Source organism: Psychrobacillus insolitus, assembly GCF_003254155.1.
Lineage (GTDB): Bacteria > Bacillota > Bacilli > Bacillales_A > Planococcaceae > Psychrobacillus > Psychrobacillus insolitus.
Map to the genome: position 1 here is coordinate 40,068 of NZ_QKZI01000009.1, position 15,388 is coordinate 55,455.

Genomic DNA, 15,388 nt, shown 5'->3' on the forward strand with positions numbered 1-15,388 from the left:
ATAATTTCATGAGATGGGACAGGTTTTCAAAATCATATAAAGGTGGGAATTTATAATGGAAAAATTAATAATCACAGTAGCGACAACAGGGGATTTTGCAACGAAGGATCATACGCCATACTTACCAACTACTCCACAAGAAATTGCAGATTCTATTTATGAATCATGGCAAGCAGGTGCAGCTATTGCACATATTCACGTTCGTGACGAAGAAGGAATTCCGACGTTAGATTTAGAAAAGTATCAAGAAGTAAGAAGATTACTAGAAGAAAAAGACTGCGATATTATTATCAACTATACAACTGCTGGGGGAGAACTAAATGATGTAACAAAACGATTCCCAGTTGTTGCGTTACAACCTGAGATTGCTTCCTACGATGCAGGATCGTTCAATATTGGACCGAATGTCTTTATCCATACACATGAGATGCTAGAGCAATTAGCAGAAAAAATGTTAGAACATGACGTGAAACCAGAGCTTGAAGTGTTTGATGTTGGGATGATTGCTAATGCGCTACGTATTGCTAAACAAGGACTAATCAAACCACCTTTCTTTTTCCAATTTGTATTAGGAGCACAGGGTGGGATACCTGCTACACCTGAAAACCTAATGTTTATGAAAAATAGTATTCCAGAAGGTGCAAATTGGTCAGCGATTGGTGCGAGTAAAGACCAGTTAATGATTAACACGATGACCATTTTACTTGGAGGCCATGTTCGTGTAGGGATGGAAGATGCTGTCTATTTCAACAAAGGTGAACTAGCGACATCGAATGCTCAATTTGTTAAGAGAATCGTTGAGTTAGCGAAAACACTTGGACGAGAAGTAGCAACTCCAAACGAAGCGAGAGAAATAATCGGCTTAAAAGTAAAGGCTACTGAAAAAGTTTGATTTGAAGAACATTTACTAATGAAATGATTGCTAAACCGCATAGAGGAGGTGTGAAATAATGATCGTAGAGTACTCGTTTAAAGTAAGATGGGGAGATACGGATGCTGCAGGAATTGTATTTTATCCTAACTTTTATAAGTGGATGGATGAAGCAACACATGAATTTTTAGCTGCCATCGGATTCTCCACTACTTTTCTACTCACGGAGCATCAAACAGCTACTCCATTACTTGAGGCGAATTGCCAGTTTAAGAGCCCGTTATTCTTTGAGGATGAAGTAATTCTTCAAAGTGAAGTCGTGGAAATGAAACAAAAAGTGTTCAAAATAAGCCATAAGTTTTTCAAAGATGAAAAACTGGTCGCGGAAGGATACGGAGTTCGCGCTTGGACATCCTTTAAAGAAAATCCAAAGGCTTATCCGATTCCAGACCAGGTACGAGAAAAAATGATGCCTGGAAATGCGGAGACAGTAGAAGGTTAAAGCATATGTTGATTTACTTGATTTGTATGTATTTAACTTTATAGAGCTTTACTACATAGTCGAATGTAGTAAAGCTCTAGTTTTGTCCCGCATTTACGGGCAGGCCGATTAAAGTGGCCACGTCCTGTATGTCGTGAGACTCCCACTTCAAGGATTAGGGAACCGAGGAAGCGTAAGTGGGATGTTGGTCACTCAGCGGGGGATGACCCCCCGCTGAATTTTACTTATAAGTAAATCACTGTAAAAATGTTCTTGCAATTAAATATAAATACAAAACAGAATGGAGTATCTATATGAAAAGTAAAGTAATGACGTCTTTTACTGAGGCGACTGCGGATATTGCAGATGGATCAACAGTAATTGTAGGTGGTTTTGGACTTTGTGGTATTCCTGAAAAATTAATTGGTGCTATTAAGGAAAATGGAACAAAAAGCTTAGAAGTGGTTAGTAATAATTGTGGAACGGATGATTGGGGATTAGGAATTCTTTTAGCTAATAAGCAAATAAAAAAGATGGTGTCCTCTTATGTAGGTGAAAATAAAATATTTGAACAACAATTTTTAAGTGGAGAGCTAGAGGTTGAACTTACGCCACAAGGAACTTTAGCAGAGAGAATTCGTGCTGGTGGGGCTGGAATTCCTGGATTTTATACAGCAACAGGAGTAGGTACACCAATTGCAGAGGGAAAAGAATCGAAGCAATTTGAAGATAAAACATACTTATTAGAACAAGCAATTGTCGGTGACTTTGCACTAGTTAAAGCATGGAAAGCAGATAAGTCTGGAAATCTTGTATTCCGAAAAACAGCGCGCAACTTTAATCCACTTGCAGCAACAGCGGGTAAAATTACGATTGCAGAAGTGGAAGAAATTGTAGAGGTAGGAGAATTAGATCCAGATCAAATACATACACCTGGAATCTATGTACAGCGCGTATTACTTGGTGAAAATTACGATAAGCGTATTGAACGTCGTATGTTGAAGGGAGTGTAAACGGATGGATATTAGACAAAAAATTATTAAACGAGCGGTGCAAGAAATAGAAGATGGGATGTATGTAAATCTTGGAATAGGTATACCGACTTTAATAGCTAATGCAATTCCGGAAGATTATGACGTAATGTTGCAATCAGAAAACGGTTTGTTAGGTATTGGGGCGTATCCTACCGAAGACGAAGTAGATGCGGACTTAATTAATGCTGGTAAGGAAACGGTAACAGCTGTTAAAGGGGCATCTTTCTTTGATAATGCTGAATCATTTGCAATGATTCGAGGTGGTCATATTGACCTTGCTATTTTAGGAGGAATGGAAGTCTCTGAAAATGGAGATCTTGCTAACTGGATGATTCCTGGAAAGATGGTTAAAGGAATGGGTGGAGCAATGGACCTTGTCGCTGGTGCAAAAAGAGTAATTGTTATCATGGAACATGTAAATAAAAATGGAGAATCAAAAGTTAAAAAACAATGTACCTTACCTTTAACCGGAAAAGCTGTAGTACACCGACTAATAACGGATCTTGCAGTTTTTGATTTCACGGAAACAGGTATGGAGTTAATTGAAATAGCTGAAGGTATTTCTTTAGAAGAAGTTCAAAATAAAACGGAAGCTTCATTTAAAATATCTAACTTGCAAATGAAATATTCTGATTAATGGAATTTTAGCTGGTGATATAGAGGACACTGAAACTCTAAACTGTTGATTACTAGTGGTAATAGCATACGCTATGTCATCTTTGTATGGAAAAAGCCGGTGAGCCTATAAAATGGGTCATCGGCTTTTATTTTTATACAAAAACATTCATTAGTAAAATAAAGAACTTGTCCGATAACGTTACTTCTATTCATAGTTAGATTCTCTTGAAGACTGTGAAACTAAAAGCTTTGTCATTCAAGGTGTTGACTAGGTCAATCAAGTCTTGTATGTTTCTACCAATCGATCTAATCACCATACAACTATCGTATCTCCTTGACGAGCATAATGAAGCGCTTCTTCTAATCCAGATCGTTGTTTTTTTGAAACATTCATCATATCATGATAAATTTTCACACATCCAATTAACATAGTGATGCCTCATTCCATTTCACTCCTACTGTTTCTGCATATGTTTATTATCTCCAGAATTACCTTGTTCTTGCCGTGCTTTTTCTATTGCAAGGACTGCTGCCGTAGTGGCAAGGGCATCGCCAAATGTAGTTATTACTCCTGCAATGACAGCATGTTGAGCACTTTGACTGTTGATTATCTTGACTTATAAGTTCTGTAAGAGAAAGAAAAAGGGTTTCTTCTTTTCAAGTAAGGGAAAGATAAATTAGAAATGCATGAAGTTGAGGAGGTGCTTATTTGTGAATAAGCTATTTGCTGTTCTTGTCTTTGTAGGTGTTCCTTTAGTTTTTATAGGAGCATATTTAAATTGGTCAGAAATGATGATGTTCTTTCTCTGCTGTGCAAGTATTATTGGGCTTTCGGGATATATAGGCAGAGCAACAGAAAGTCTAACGATTGTAAGTGGTCCAAGGGTTGGGGGGTTGTTGAACGCCACTTTTGGCAATGCAGTCGAACTTATCATTTCCATATTCACATTGAAGGCTGGGATGGTTGGAATTGTATTAGCATCGCTAACTGGATCAGTTCTTGGTAACTTGCTGCTTGTACTTGGATTATCGTTTTTTGCTGGAGGTATTAAGTTTAAACGTCAAAAGTTTAGTGTGCACAGTGCAAGATACAATTCAGGATTACTTATTTTTGCTGTTATTGTAGCATTTGTCATTCCGGAAGTTTTTTCAATGACCATGAATTCCGAGAAAACATTGAGCTTAAGTATTGGAATTGCCATCATTTTAATCGCTTTGTATCTTGCGGGGCTACTTTTCAAACTTGTCACGCATCGAGGTGTATTCTCGTCTACTGACGAACCGGAAACAGAAAAAGAACTACCAGAATGGACCAAAGGGAAATCGATTTCAATTCTTTTATTGGCAACCGTAGTAGTCGCTTTTGTATCGGAGCAATTAGTGCATACATTTGAAATGCTCGGGGCGAAGTTTGGATGGAGCGAGTTGTTTATAGGTGTCATTATCGTAGCGATTGTCGGGAATGCAGCGGAGCATGTTTCCGCTATTACGATGGCTGTCAAAAACAAAATGGAAGTGTCTGTTGAGATTGCGGTTGGTTCTACGCTACAAGTTGCCATGTTTGTAGCACCAATACTTGTTCTTGTTTCTTTGTTCATGCCTCAGTCGATGGCACTCGTTTTTACTTGGCCAGAGCTTGTCGCGATGGTTACTGCTGTACTTTTAGTTATTAATGTTTCCAGTGATGGTGAATCAAATTGGTTTGAAGGGCTGATGCTGTTTGCGGCATATTTGATTATGGGAATTGGTTTTTATCTTCTTTAATTTTACAGAACAATAATGATAAGATAGGAAGTATATTAACAGAATGTTCGATAGATAAATATCATTACTTAGGGGGAATATGTCGTGACCTGGATGCGATGCGAAGAGCGATGGATGTATGCAAGATATGCAGCACGGTGCCATTTACTTTGGACATAAGGCTTTTCCACTATTCTGTTCTGAATAGCTTGAACATCGCTTCAGCAACGGCGTTATCATAAGGACATCCTTTCATGCTCAGTGATTGCTGAATTACGAATGTCTCTAGTGCATCGGGTAATAATTTTTGCGAATACTTATCAAGTATTATTTTTGCTATTATATGCATAAGATACTATTAGACTCGGAAAGTAATACCGCATACAAATTTCATCAGTTTTCTTAAATTGACAAGTACTACCCTATCGCCAAACAAATTACTCTTAGCGATAGGAAGTACGTGTGACTTTAGCATTAAACACTTCAATAAGTAAAAGTAAAATAGAATAGTTGATGGAATTTCTGCTGCAATTGCGGCAATTACATATAACTAAGAACTTAAAAAAGGAAGGAACGTTAAATCCAGCGTTCCTTCCTTTTTTTAGTGGTATTTTCTTCCCACTTCATCTAATCATTCTTTTCTAGCTGTGAGATGTAGCTGAAAAAGCGTCATCTTCTGGGTAATAAAGGTCTTTACGTAAACAAACATCTCGGTGTGTGAGCGGTTCTTCCTTGAAGCGTAACCAAATTTCATCATCTGCCATTACCCCATGGGTTTTACGGACAATACCCCAACGATTAAATGCCTGCATCCCTAAACTTTCTAGCAGCTGATCAGCATTTACACGCGTTGGTGGAAATGTACGCCATTTCAGCCAACGTTCTAATTCCTCCAGTGTAATATGTCCCTCCATATTCGGTGAGAACTGTTTATTGAAATCATCGATATAGTTAATAACATAAGGGGAACCACCATTTGCAGGTTTTAAATCCACTGATGCTATGACATCATCCATCCACATCACGTCAAATTTCATATAATCAATCATAAGTGTCCTCTCCTTCGATGAATAAACGGTCAAATACAGGATCACGTAATTGGGAAAGTAGTACTTCTTTAGCGCGACCAAAGTCAAGAGAAGTATCATCCAACTTTGCTAATAAAGCTTTTTTATTGATAAATGCCGGTCCTTTATAGAGTGCCAATTGTTTTGAAAAGCTGGCATTAAACGGTTTTGCTTTCACTTTTCGTTTCAAGATTGTCAGTGGTTTTCCAAGTGGATAATCCTTTTGATCCGATAAAAAGCTCAGACCATTGTCAAAGATGGGAGCAAGCTGCCATGACTTTTGTGTGGGGCTATACAAGAATAAAATGTTATTTGTATGCCGATCTTCATTTAATATTAGTGCATCAAAGGCCAATAGGCGTGCAATGTCTAGTCGTACATCTAGTCCTGTAAATTGCGCTATTTGCGCCATTACTTGTTCAAACTTATCCGCTGTTGATAAGCTTTGGTAATCAAGAATTAGATCTGTTGAGGTAAAGTTTGCTTCAAATAGGCGTTCGAGTGTGACTTCCTGGAGCTTACCTCTAAAATCATGAGAATAACACCCCGTGGATCGTTCTTCATCTGCTAATTCAATTAGACAAGAATAGTAGGTAACGTATGCATCTGGTACGAGTGTTGTACACGAAAGTACTAGGGAGGCTAAAGTCTCTGCTTGCCCCTCGTAACCTCGTGCATTTTGTTTTACCCATTTATCACCAACACGCCATTTCGATTGATCCCCTTTACTGGAGGTACTAATCATACGTGTAGCATCGGGGGGGATTTGAATGATTTCCATGTGATCACATCCGTTTATTATGAGTTTCTTCTATTATATAGTATCTTTTTTCTGTGTAGCCTTAAATTGGGTCCAACCCACATTACTTTTAGCCTCTTTGAATTTATCGAGCAATTCCTGTCCACTTAAGCCCTGTGCAATCATGCTCTCTAATAGTTGTTCCGCAAAATCATCTGGTATTTGGACAATCGGTCTAATTAAGAGACCTTCCTCTGTCATTTCAACAGACACTTCTTCTTGAATACCGAGTGCATCAAAATATACTTTTGGGATCGTCATTTGTCGTTGTTTCGAAATCTTTACTTTTTTTAATTCTTCCATCATTCTTCCTCATTTCTGTGAAAATTTAATGTGTTACTTAAATTATAAAGGAATGTGTTCTAAATATAAAACAATTTGATATTAAAACTTATATAAGGTTTATTAAAAAGTAAAAGTAAATTAATGATTAATAAAATTACATATTAAATGTAAGACTTTTTATAAGAATAAAGAATAAAGAATAAAGAATAAATAATAAAGAATAAAGAATAAAGAATAAATAATTAAAAATAGAAAATGAATAATGAATAATTAATAATGAATAATGAATAATGAATAATGAATAATGAATAATGAATAATGAATAATGAATAATGAATAATGAATAATGAATAATAAATAATAAATAATAAATAATAAATAATAATGAATAGGTAATGAAAAATGAATAATAAAAAATAAATGGTAAAGAGTAAAGAGTAAAGAGTAAAGAGTAAAGAGTAAAGAATAAATAGTGGAGAGTAAAGGATAAAAGTGAAAAGAAAAGAAATATATTGATGGAAAATTATTTGCTTTAAACCTCTGAAAATGATGCTTGTCCTAGGTTGAGGTGTGGTATAATTAAAGAACGTTAGTTCTTATAAATTTCAGATCCATTTTAGAGGAAAACAGATTTATCCAAGTTCGAAATGGAAGGTTAAAAGAGAGGAGACTACTTTAATGGAGGAAAACCTATTTTCGTTGCAACAATTTAAAATTAGCCAGGAAACGGAAAAATCGATTCAGCATGTTAAAAACCGGAAAGTCGAGATGTATGCACCTGACTTCAAACAGTTCGAGGTTTTTTGTGAGCGGCATTTATTACCGATTGATTTTGATTCCCTTGAGCTCTATTTACATGAATCCATCACCATTCAGCAGGTACGCTTATCCACATTTAACCGCAGATTGGCTGGCGTAAAGTATTGGTTGACGACAAAATTTAATCAGCAACAATCACTTGAACAAGAAGAACGAGTCCGCTTATTACGACAACTATATAATGAAGAAACTTTTTTGCGGTTGAAACCACAACGAGGTGTTCGAGCAGAAAGTCAACAGGATGTTCTTCGATTAATTGATCGGTATGATACGAATAAAAAGGCAGATATTCGTAAAAGAGCGATTTGCTTAGTCAATTTAATTACCGCTAATCGTCCATCTGAAATGGTGAGACTAAAGATGAGTGACTTTGATTTAGAAAATCGTTCGGTTTGGGTCATGATGAAAAAGCAAGGTGAGATGAAAGAAAAACGCCTGACACTTGAGTGCGTGCAATCTGTGAGTAAGTATATCCAAACATGTGAGTTACAGCCAGAGGATTACTTTGTGGGAGCTTCTGATAAATGGGGTAATCATACAAGCAGACAAATTCATGAAGATAGTTACAATCAATCCATTCATGCTTGGCTTGGTTTTGCACCGTATACATTCCGAAAAACCCAAATTACAGCAATGTACAACAAAGGGGCTGACATCCCAACGATTGCTAAACAATCTGGTCATAAATCGCATCAAACGATTATGGAGCATTACATTAACTTGAAAAGCAGTGATGTGGATGAATTTTTATAAAAATGAAGATTAATGAATTCGTTATCAACCAATTTTTGTTCGTAGTTTTGTAGGCGTATCATTGTCTTCATATATAAAAGAACCAGTTAAATACTCTTAGAAACACAGATTCTATTTTCTACAAGCTCCCATTTTCATTGAGTTTCTCTTCTGCCATCCATGAAAGTGGGCCACTAGTGGCCAAAATAATCATTTAAATTATATAAATATTAGATATAATGCTTCACTTATAGACCACTAACCACATGTAGATCACGAGATTCTTTTATCATATAAGGATCTTTTTTTAATGTTTTTTTGATTTTCACCGAGCATATTCTTCTTTAAATTCTTGGGTAACAGTAACCTTTGGTCGACCGAAACTGTGCCATTTTGCAAAGCTATTTCATTTCCTTCACGCTATCGTTTTCAATCGCGTTCCTCATCAGTCATCCGTGAAAGAATTTGTAAGACAGGATCCGCATTGAAAGTCCCTAAGCTATCCTTATATTGGGCCGTATCGAGTAAAGGAAATATCTGCCTGGATATTAGTGAAGGAAGGATGGTGCAAGCCTAATCAGCACACGTGAACATCACATCCATATTCTCATTTCTTATTATTAAAATAGACAAATAAAAGCATCAATTCCTTATACTAAAGAATCGATGCTTTTATTTGTCCTTATTTCAAGAATTGTACCGTTTTGATAGGTGTACTGTTTTCTTCCTTTGGTTGAACGTGACGCGACATTGCCACTCCTATTTTAGGAATGTATTTTCGATATCATCTAACATTAAGTTAGCTGCTTTTACTCCACCAGCTGTATTCCAAATTACATCATCTACTTTGTATATTTCAGCATTTTTTGCTACTTCAAGGTTTTTAAATAAAGGATCTTCAAGCCATTCTTTTTCAAGCTCGGTAGCTACTCCATCCCCAGTTTCGTAAGTAAAGTAGAAGAGGATATCCCCATCCATAAGAGGAATTTGTTCTTTCGTAGCTCCTTTAATAGCAAACTCATCTACATCTTGGCTTTCCGGTCTAGCAAATCCAAGTTGTTCTAAAATAACCCCAGAAAAAGAGTCTTTTTGATAAATACGTACATCTCCAGCCATAAAACGAACCATAGAGACTTTCATATTCAACTTATCATCAAGCTGTTCTTTTAAATCAGTAATACGAGTATCATATGTTTCAATGATTTCTTTCCCTTTTTCCTCTACATTGAGGGCTTTAGCATAAAGTTCAAAGTTACTTTTCCAATTACCTCGTAAGTCTTCTGCGAAAATAGTTGGGGCAATAGCGCTTAGTTGCTCGTAAATTTCTTCTTGGCGAATTTTATTACCAATGATTAAGTCAGGTTGTAAAGCAGCAATTGCTTCTAAATTAACTTGGCTTTCTAATCCAACTACTTCAACATCGTTCATTTGATCAGCTATATGATCATACCAAGGTTCTCCTGTCCATGACTGAACTGCACCAACAGGTGTTATACCAAGGTCTAAAAGGGCCTCAGTACCCTCATTTGTTAAAATAACAACCTTTTGAGGTGCTTTTTCTAATGTGGTTGATCCCATTGCATGCTCAACTGTATAGCTAGTATCTTTAGTTTTAGGGGTATCGTCTTTCTGTGTTGCATTATTTTTTTCTTCACTACCTCCACATGCGGCTAATGTGAAAATCATAATGATAGAGATAAAAGATAGAAAAGATCGTAAACTTGTTTTCATTTTTTTCCTCCTATATTTGAAAATGATAATCATTTTCAATCGATACCTAATATTAAAATGGGTTTACTTAATTGTCAACATCAATTTTATTATTAAATGAAAATGATTATCAAACTCATTGACAATATAATAGTCTTTTATTATTATAAAAGTAATAATGTTTTTTTATATAAATGAGGTTGGAAAGGCTTATAATATGTTACTTAAAAATAATGGGCAAAGATTTCTCGGCCTAATAATAGCAATACTTTTATTACTATTTTTAATTTGTGGAAGTATTGTATACGGATATACAGATACTACTTGGAAAATGGCGTGGGATGTTTTTCAGAATAATAATGGATCAAATGAACACCTTGTCCTCGAAACAGTAAGGTTACCAAGAGCATTAATTGCAGCAGCTGTAGGCAGTAGTTTAGCTATTGCTGGAGTCCTTATGCAAACATTAACCAAAAATCCACTTGCGTCGCCAGATATTTTTGGAGTAAATGCAGGCGCTGGTTTTGCCGTTGTGTTAGGAGTCACTTTATTTTCAATGGGAAACCTACAAGCTATTGCGTGGGTTGCATTTTTAGGTGCTGCTGTTGCGGCGATAGGAGTATATGCAATAGGATCATTTGGTAGAGAAGGGCTAACACCGATAAAGCTCACTCTAGCTGGAGCTGCGATGTCAGCGATGTTTTCCTCTTTTACGCAGGGGTTTCTTGTTATAGATGAGGCAGCTTTGGAGCAAGTTTTATTTTGGTTAGCTGGTTCTGTTCAGGGAAGAAAACTTGAAATATTAACTTCTGTGCTACCTTACTTAATGGTTGGTTGGCTAGGAGCATTTTTAATTGCTTCCAAAATGAATGTGTTATCTATGGGAGAAGATGTAGCAAAAGGATTAGGATTAAAAACTGGGTTTTTAAAAATTGGAGTGGCAATTGTTATCATTCTCTTATCCGGTAGTTCAGTGGCAATTGCTGGACCGATTGGATTTATTGGTATTGTTATTCCACATGTAACACGTTCGATTGTAGGAATTGATCATCGCTGGGTTATTCCTTTCTCAGGTTTACTTGGAGGCATTCTTCTACTTGTAGCTGATATTTTGGCTCGTTATGTCATTATGCCACAGGAAGTTCCTGTTGGTGTTATGACGGCCATAATAGGAACACCATTCTTTATTTACATCGCAAGAAGGGGGTTCAACGCCAAGTGAGTCAGTTTAAAAATGTAAGATTATTAAAGGGGGAAGTTTCCCTTCTATTAGATAAAAGGGCAGCAAAAGTGTTTATCATAATGGTACTTGTAGCTTCAGTAGTATTTATTTTAAGTACTGCATTTGGTGATATGAATATTAGTCCTCTCTCGGTTTTACAAGTGTTCTTTGGTGGAGGTACGGAGATGGAACAACTCGTTATTACGTCCTTTCGTCTACCTCGAATTATTGTAGCTCTTATGGTAGGGATTTCATTAGCAATAGCGGGTGGAATACTACAAGGGATAATACGTAACCCGTTAGCATCTCCTGATATTCTAGGAATAACAGGAGGAGCAAGTGTTGCCGTTGTTGGATTTTTAGCATTTTTTAGTGATGATAATAACGCTTTAACTGTAAGTATTGAATGGATGCCTTTAGCTGCATTTGCAGGTGCTGGAGTAATCGCGATACTTGTTTACTTATTAGCATGGAAAAATGGAGTTTCACCGATTCGTCTTGTATTAATAGGAATTGGTATTTCAACTCTCATGCAAGCTTTCACGACTTTAATGATGATTTTAGGTCCTATTTATCGTGCAAGTCAGGCGAATATTTGGATTACTGGAACTGTACACGGCTCCACTTGGGCAAACGTTAGTATTTTGGTTCCTTGGACAGTCCTCTTCGTTACAGTTGCATTGATTATGGCGCGAAAATTGAATGTTCAAGAACTGGGTGATGAGATTGCGACTGGAGTAGGAGGTCATGTTCAGCGCCAACGTTTTTCTTTATTGATGATTAGTACGGCGTTAATAGGAAGCTCTGTTGCATTTGCTGGTGGAATTGGTTTTGTCGGTTTAATGGCACCACATATGGCAAGAAGACTAGTTGGTTCTTCTTTTGGAGCATTATTACCTGTATCAGCACTAATTGGAGGGATTCTAGTCATGGTTGCGGATTTGGTCGGTAGGACCTTGTTTTCTCCATTAGAAATTCCAGCAGGTGTGTTTACTGCTGGAATAGGAGCACCCTATTTTATATACTTGTTGTTTAAAACCAGGAATTCATAGAAAAGTGAAAAAAGTGTAGTGTGAAGGAAATAAAAACAAATGTTTGAAAAAAAATTGTAGAAGGAAATGGAGATAATATGGTGCAAGCAATTGAAACGAAGAATTTAACCCTTTCGTATGGAAATACCATCATTATTGACGAGTTAAATCTTAAAATTCCAACAGGAGAAATTACCGTTTTTATTGGAGGGAATGGTTGCGGAAAGTCAACACTCCTTCGATCAATAGCACGCTTATTAAAGCCGAAAACAGGAGTTGTTTTATTAGAAGGAAATGCGATTGCCAAAATGTCAACAAAAGATGTGGCAAAGCAAATGGCTATTCTACCACAATCACCTATAGCTCCTGAAGGTCTTACTGTTTTACAACTTGTTAAGCAAGGACGTTTTCCATATCAAACATGGCTCAAGCAGTGGACGGAGGAAGATGAGGAGCTGGTGAATAAAGCTTTGGAAGCTACAGGGATTAAAAATTTACAGGATCGACCTGTAGATTCCTTATCTGGAGGACAACGTCAGAGAGCTTGGATTGCTATGACATTAGCCCAGGATACAGATATTATTCTTCTTGACGAACCAACTACTTATCTTGATATGGCGCATCAAATTGAGATTTTAGACCTTCTATTTGAACTAAATGAAAAGGAAAATAGAACGATAGTCATGGTACTTCATGATTTAAACTTAGCCTGTCGTTATGCTCATAATATTTTGGCAATTAAGGAAAGAGAAATTTTTGCACAAGGCAAACCAGAAGATGTGATAAATAAAGAGTTAGTAAAAAGTGTATTTGGAATGGCATGTGAAATTACCAAAGATCCTCTATTTGGTAGCCCACTGTGTATCCCTTATGGAAAAGGAAGATTCATTCTAAAACAGGATGGAATTGAAAGTGCTTGATGTTCTCAATAAAGATGAAATAGTACAATTAAGACAGTTTCGCTTAACAACTGAGGAGAAGTCATCAGAGCTATCCATTCCATTAAATGATTTATTAGATGAAAATATATTGTTGAAGTATTTGGAGGAAGTTGGTCTTCAAATTGGGTCTCCTAATTTAAAGGTAACCGCCTCAATTTTCGTAAAAAGATATGCATTTTTAGCTGTTATCTATTTATATGGAATCTCTGCATGGAATAAAAAAATAAATATTTCATTTAATAATATAAGTTTTCAAACAGAAGAATTTGACGAAAAGTGGCTCCCAAAATTTTATTTTCACAGTACGGAATTAGAAAAAGCTGAGGATAATAGATATGAATGGCGAGAAAAAGCTTTTAAGGTTTTTTTTTCTGAAAATATTCATATCCTTATTGCTCAATTATCAAAATCGACAATGCAGTCTAAACGTATTCTTTGGGAAAATATCGCAATTTATTTATTCTGGTTATATGAATCAGTTTTACAAAAATTAGATGACGAAGGATTACGAAACCGAGCAAGAGAAGATTTTCATTATCTCGTTTATGAAGCACCTGGAAGTCTTTTTGGAAACTATCATGTAAATCCTATAAAAAGATATCATAACAACAAAGAATATAATGAGCATTTAGAAGAATTACGTGTAAGAACTACTTGTTGTTTTTCCTATTTGTTAGAAGGAGTAACTAATCGTTGTAAAACATGTCCACAAATTTGTAATGTGAAAAGAAGAGGTAAATGATTAAATCATTCATTTTCTGAATCCCCAACGATTGCTAAACAATCTGGTCATAAATCGCATCAAACGATTATGGAGCATTACATTAACTTGAAAAGCAGTGATGTGGATGAATTTTTATAAAAGTGAAGATTAATGGATTCGTTATCACCCAATTTTTGTTCGTAGTTTTGTAGGCGTATCATTGTCTTCGTATATAAAAGAACCAGTTAAATACTCTTAGAAACACAGATTCTATTTTCTAAAATTGCAAAGCGCATCAATTCCTTCAAGCTCCCATTTTCATTGAGTTTCTCTTCTGCCATCCATGAAAGTGGGCCACTAGTGGCCCAAAATAATCATTTAAATTATATAAATATTAGATATAATGCTTCACTTATAGACAACTAATCACATGTAGATCACGAGATTCTTTTATCATATAAGGATCTTTTTTTTATGTTTTTTTGATTTTCACCGAGCATATTCTTCTTTAAATTCTTGGGTAACAGTAACCTTTGGTCGACCGAAACTGTGCCATTTTGCAAAGCTACTTCAATTCCTTCACGCTGCCGTTTTCGAATTCGATCGCGTTCCTCATTAGCCTTCCATGAAAGGATTTGTAAGACAGAGATAATATTCTAAGCGTGGAGTATCTGAAGTGGAGAAGTGTATGTTGAAATTAGCCTTAAAATAAAAGGACTTTCACTAGCTTTTACTTGAGAAAGGTATTGAAGGTCCTCCTAACATGGGTTCAATTATGAAAAAGTACTTGATTGAAATTTCCCGGTATTGTCCTAATTCTTTCTTTTTTAATGGAGAGAGGAAATATGTGAAATGAGTTTCTTCTATTGTTTAAGTTTCGGTAAATCGGTGATTCGACATTATCGTTTAGAAATTCCGAGAAAAAACTTGCTATAATATTTGAAGGGTGGTATGATTATCACCTGTCGTATTAATCACTAAATTTCTTTAAAACGAAATTAAAAAGTTATTGACAACGATATTGTAATTTGTTAAGATATAAAGGTTGCCAAGGAAAACACGGTGACGAAAAGTGAACATTGAAAACTGAACATGCAAAACGTTAAGACATACAGCTTGAAAACTAACTTCGGTTAGCTCGATAGCAAAACATTTTTGACATCATTTAATGATGATGCCAGCAAAACAAAATGAGCTTTTAAACTAGTTCTAATTTGTTAGTTTCCTTTTGGAAGCTAACTATTATGGAGAGTTTGATCCTGGCTCAGGACGAACGCTGGCGGCATGCCTAATACATGCAAGTCGAGCGAATGATGAAGAAGCTTGCTTCTT

At 36.0% G+C, this 15,388-nt stretch carries 14 protein-coding genes, 1 rRNA gene and 3 pseudogenes; 11 read left to right on the top strand and 7 right to left on the bottom strand.

Features of this window, described 5'->3' with window-relative positions:
* Positions 1-55 precede the first annotated feature (55 nt).
* The 4 genes from C7437_RS14740 (at position 56) to C7437_RS14755 (ending at position 3,023) form a co-directional block, all read left to right on the top strand.
* Positions 56-892 (top strand): beta-keto acid cleavage family enzyme, encoded by an 837-nt coding sequence (locus C7437_RS14740; protein WP_111440726.1) that lies wholly within the window; start codon positions 56-58, stop codon positions 890-892.
* 61 nt (positions 893-953) lie between these two features.
* Positions 954-1,373: an acyl-CoA thioesterase gene (locus C7437_RS14745; protein ID WP_111440754.1), complete on the top strand. Its 420-nt coding sequence runs from the start codon at positions 954-956 to the stop codon at positions 1,371-1,373.
* A 293-nt stretch (positions 1,374-1,666) separates the two neighbouring features.
* Complete coding sequence (locus C7437_RS14750) at positions 1,667-2,365, top strand: CoA transferase subunit A (RefSeq protein WP_111440728.1); 699 nt, start codon at positions 1,667-1,669, stop codon at positions 2,363-2,365.
* Positions 2,366-2,369: 4 nt separating this feature from the next.
* On the top strand, positions 2,370-3,023 hold the full coding sequence (locus C7437_RS14755; RefSeq protein WP_111440730.1) for a CoA transferase subunit B: 654 nt from the start codon (positions 2,370-2,372) through the stop codon (positions 3,021-3,023).
* Between the two features lie 158 nt (positions 3,024-3,181).
* On the opposite strand, the pseudogene C7437_RS16805 reads toward C7437_RS14755, so the two are convergent.
* A pseudogene (locus tag C7437_RS16805) lies at positions 3,182-3,425 on the bottom strand (recombinase family protein); the annotation flags it as partial.
* Positions 3,426-3,691: 266 nt separating this feature from the next.
* Between C7437_RS16805 and cax the strand changes: the two are divergent.
* Positions 3,692-4,768, top strand: a complete 1,077-nt coding sequence (gene cax, locus C7437_RS14760; RefSeq protein WP_111440732.1) for a calcium/proton exchanger — start codon at positions 3,692-3,694, stop codon at positions 4,766-4,768.
* A gap of 620 nt (positions 4,769-5,388) precedes the next feature.
* Here the strand turns inward: cax and C7437_RS14765 are convergent.
* From C7437_RS14765 to C7437_RS14775, 3 genes are read right to left on the bottom strand one after another with little or no spacing between them, the layout of a single operon-like run.
* On the bottom strand, positions 5,389-5,796 hold the full coding sequence (locus C7437_RS14765) for a hypothetical protein (RefSeq protein ID WP_111440734.1): 408 nt from the start codon (positions 5,794-5,796) through the stop codon (positions 5,389-5,391).
* Positions 5,789-6,595, bottom strand: a complete 807-nt coding sequence (locus C7437_RS14770; RefSeq protein WP_111440736.1) for a HipA domain-containing protein — start codon at positions 6,593-6,595, stop codon at positions 5,789-5,791. Before C7437_RS14770 ends, C7437_RS14765 begins: the two co-directional genes overlap by 8 nt.
* 33 nt (positions 6,596-6,628) lie before the next feature.
* Positions 6,629-6,916: an AbrB/MazE/SpoVT family DNA-binding domain-containing protein gene (locus C7437_RS14775; protein ID WP_111440738.1), complete on the bottom strand. Its 288-nt coding sequence runs from the start codon at positions 6,914-6,916 to the stop codon at positions 6,629-6,631.
* Positions 6,917-7,576: 660 nt separating this feature from the next.
* Here C7437_RS14775 and C7437_RS14790 point away from each other — a divergent pair.
* Positions 7,577-8,470, top strand: coding sequence for a tyrosine-type recombinase/integrase (locus tag C7437_RS14790; RefSeq protein ID WP_111440740.1), 894 nt, complete (start codon positions 7,577-7,579; stop codon positions 8,468-8,470).
* Positions 8,471-8,884: 414 nt separating this feature from the next.
* On the opposite strand, the pseudogene C7437_RS17485 reads toward C7437_RS14790, so the two are convergent.
* Positions 8,885-8,980: pseudogene (locus tag C7437_RS17485) on the bottom strand (recombinase family protein); the annotation flags it as partial.
* Positions 8,981-9,208: 228 nt separating this feature from the next.
* Positions 9,209-10,180: an ABC transporter substrate-binding protein gene (locus C7437_RS14800; protein WP_111440742.1), complete on the bottom strand. Its 972-nt coding sequence runs from the start codon at positions 10,178-10,180 to the stop codon at positions 9,209-9,211.
* A 196-nt stretch (positions 10,181-10,376) separates the two neighbouring features.
* Here C7437_RS14800 and C7437_RS14805 point away from each other — a divergent pair, with 196 nt between their 5' ends.
* From C7437_RS14805 to C7437_RS14820, 4 genes are all read left to right on the top strand, one after another.
* A complete protein-coding gene (locus C7437_RS14805; protein ID WP_111440744.1) occupies positions 10,377-11,381 on the top strand; it encodes a FecCD family ABC transporter permease in 1,005 nt (334 codons plus the stop codon).
* On the top strand, positions 11,378-12,433 hold the full coding sequence (locus C7437_RS14810) for a FecCD family ABC transporter permease (protein WP_111440746.1): 1,056 nt from the start codon (positions 11,378-11,380) through the stop codon (positions 12,431-12,433). The genes C7437_RS14805 and C7437_RS14810 overlap by 4 nt, the downstream gene beginning before the upstream one ends.
* 77 nt (positions 12,434-12,510) lie before the next feature.
* The gene (locus C7437_RS14815; protein ID WP_111440748.1) at positions 12,511-13,332 is read left to right on the top strand and encodes an ABC transporter ATP-binding protein; all 822 of its coding nucleotides are present in this window, start codon (positions 12,511-12,513) and stop codon (positions 13,330-13,332) included.
* Complete coding sequence (locus C7437_RS14820; RefSeq protein ID WP_170122388.1) at positions 13,325-14,095, top strand: (2Fe-2S)-binding protein; 771 nt, start codon at positions 13,325-13,327, stop codon at positions 14,093-14,095. Before C7437_RS14815 ends, C7437_RS14820 begins: the two co-directional genes overlap by 8 nt.
* 453 nt (positions 14,096-14,548) lie before the next feature.
* Here C7437_RS14820 and C7437_RS17235 read toward each other — a convergent pair.
* Positions 14,549-14,700 (bottom strand): annotated as a pseudogene (locus C7437_RS17235) (recombinase family protein); the annotation flags it as partial.
* Positions 14,701-15,297: 597 nt separating this feature from the next.
* Here C7437_RS17235 and C7437_RS14830 point away from each other — a divergent pair.
* Positions 15,298-15,388: ribosomal RNA gene (locus C7437_RS14830) — 16S ribosomal RNA — on the top strand; the annotation flags it as partial.

Excerpts from the sequence above, each read along its gene's own strand:
- C7437_RS14740 (WP_111440726.1), top strand. The coding sequence starts at position 56 with ATGGAAAAATTAATAATCACAGTAGCGACAACAGGGGATTTTGCAACG.
- C7437_RS14770 (WP_111440736.1), bottom strand. The coding sequence starts at position 6,595 with ATGGAAATCATTCAAATCCCCCCCGATGCTACACGTATGATTAGTACC.
- C7437_RS14755 (WP_111440730.1), top strand. The coding sequence starts at position 2,370 with ATGGATATTAGACAAAAAATTATTAAACGAGCGGTGCAAGAAATAGAA.
- C7437_RS14800 (WP_111440742.1), bottom strand. The coding sequence starts at position 10,180 with ATGAAAACAAGTTTACGATCTTTTCTATCTTTTATCTCTATCATTATG.
- C7437_RS14765 (WP_111440734.1), bottom strand. The coding sequence starts at position 5,796 with ATGATTGATTATATGAAATTTGACGTGATGTGGATGGATGATGTCATA.
- C7437_RS14775 (WP_111440738.1), bottom strand. The coding sequence starts at position 6,916 with ATGGAAGAATTAAAAAAAGTAAAGATTTCGAAACAACGACAAATGACG.
- C7437_RS14790 (WP_111440740.1), top strand. The coding sequence starts at position 7,577 with ATGGAGGAAAACCTATTTTCGTTGCAACAATTTAAAATTAGCCAGGAA.
- C7437_RS14750 (WP_111440728.1), top strand. The coding sequence starts at position 1,667 with ATGAAAAGTAAAGTAATGACGTCTTTTACTGAGGCGACTGCGGATATT.
- cax (WP_111440732.1), top strand. The coding sequence starts at position 3,692 with ATGAAGTTGAGGAGGTGCTTATTTGTGAATAAGCTATTTGCTGTTCTT.
- C7437_RS14805 (WP_111440744.1), top strand. The coding sequence starts at position 10,377 with ATGTTACTTAAAAATAATGGGCAAAGATTTCTCGGCCTAATAATAGCA.
- C7437_RS14815 (WP_111440748.1), top strand. The coding sequence starts at position 12,511 with ATGGTGCAAGCAATTGAAACGAAGAATTTAACCCTTTCGTATGGAAAT.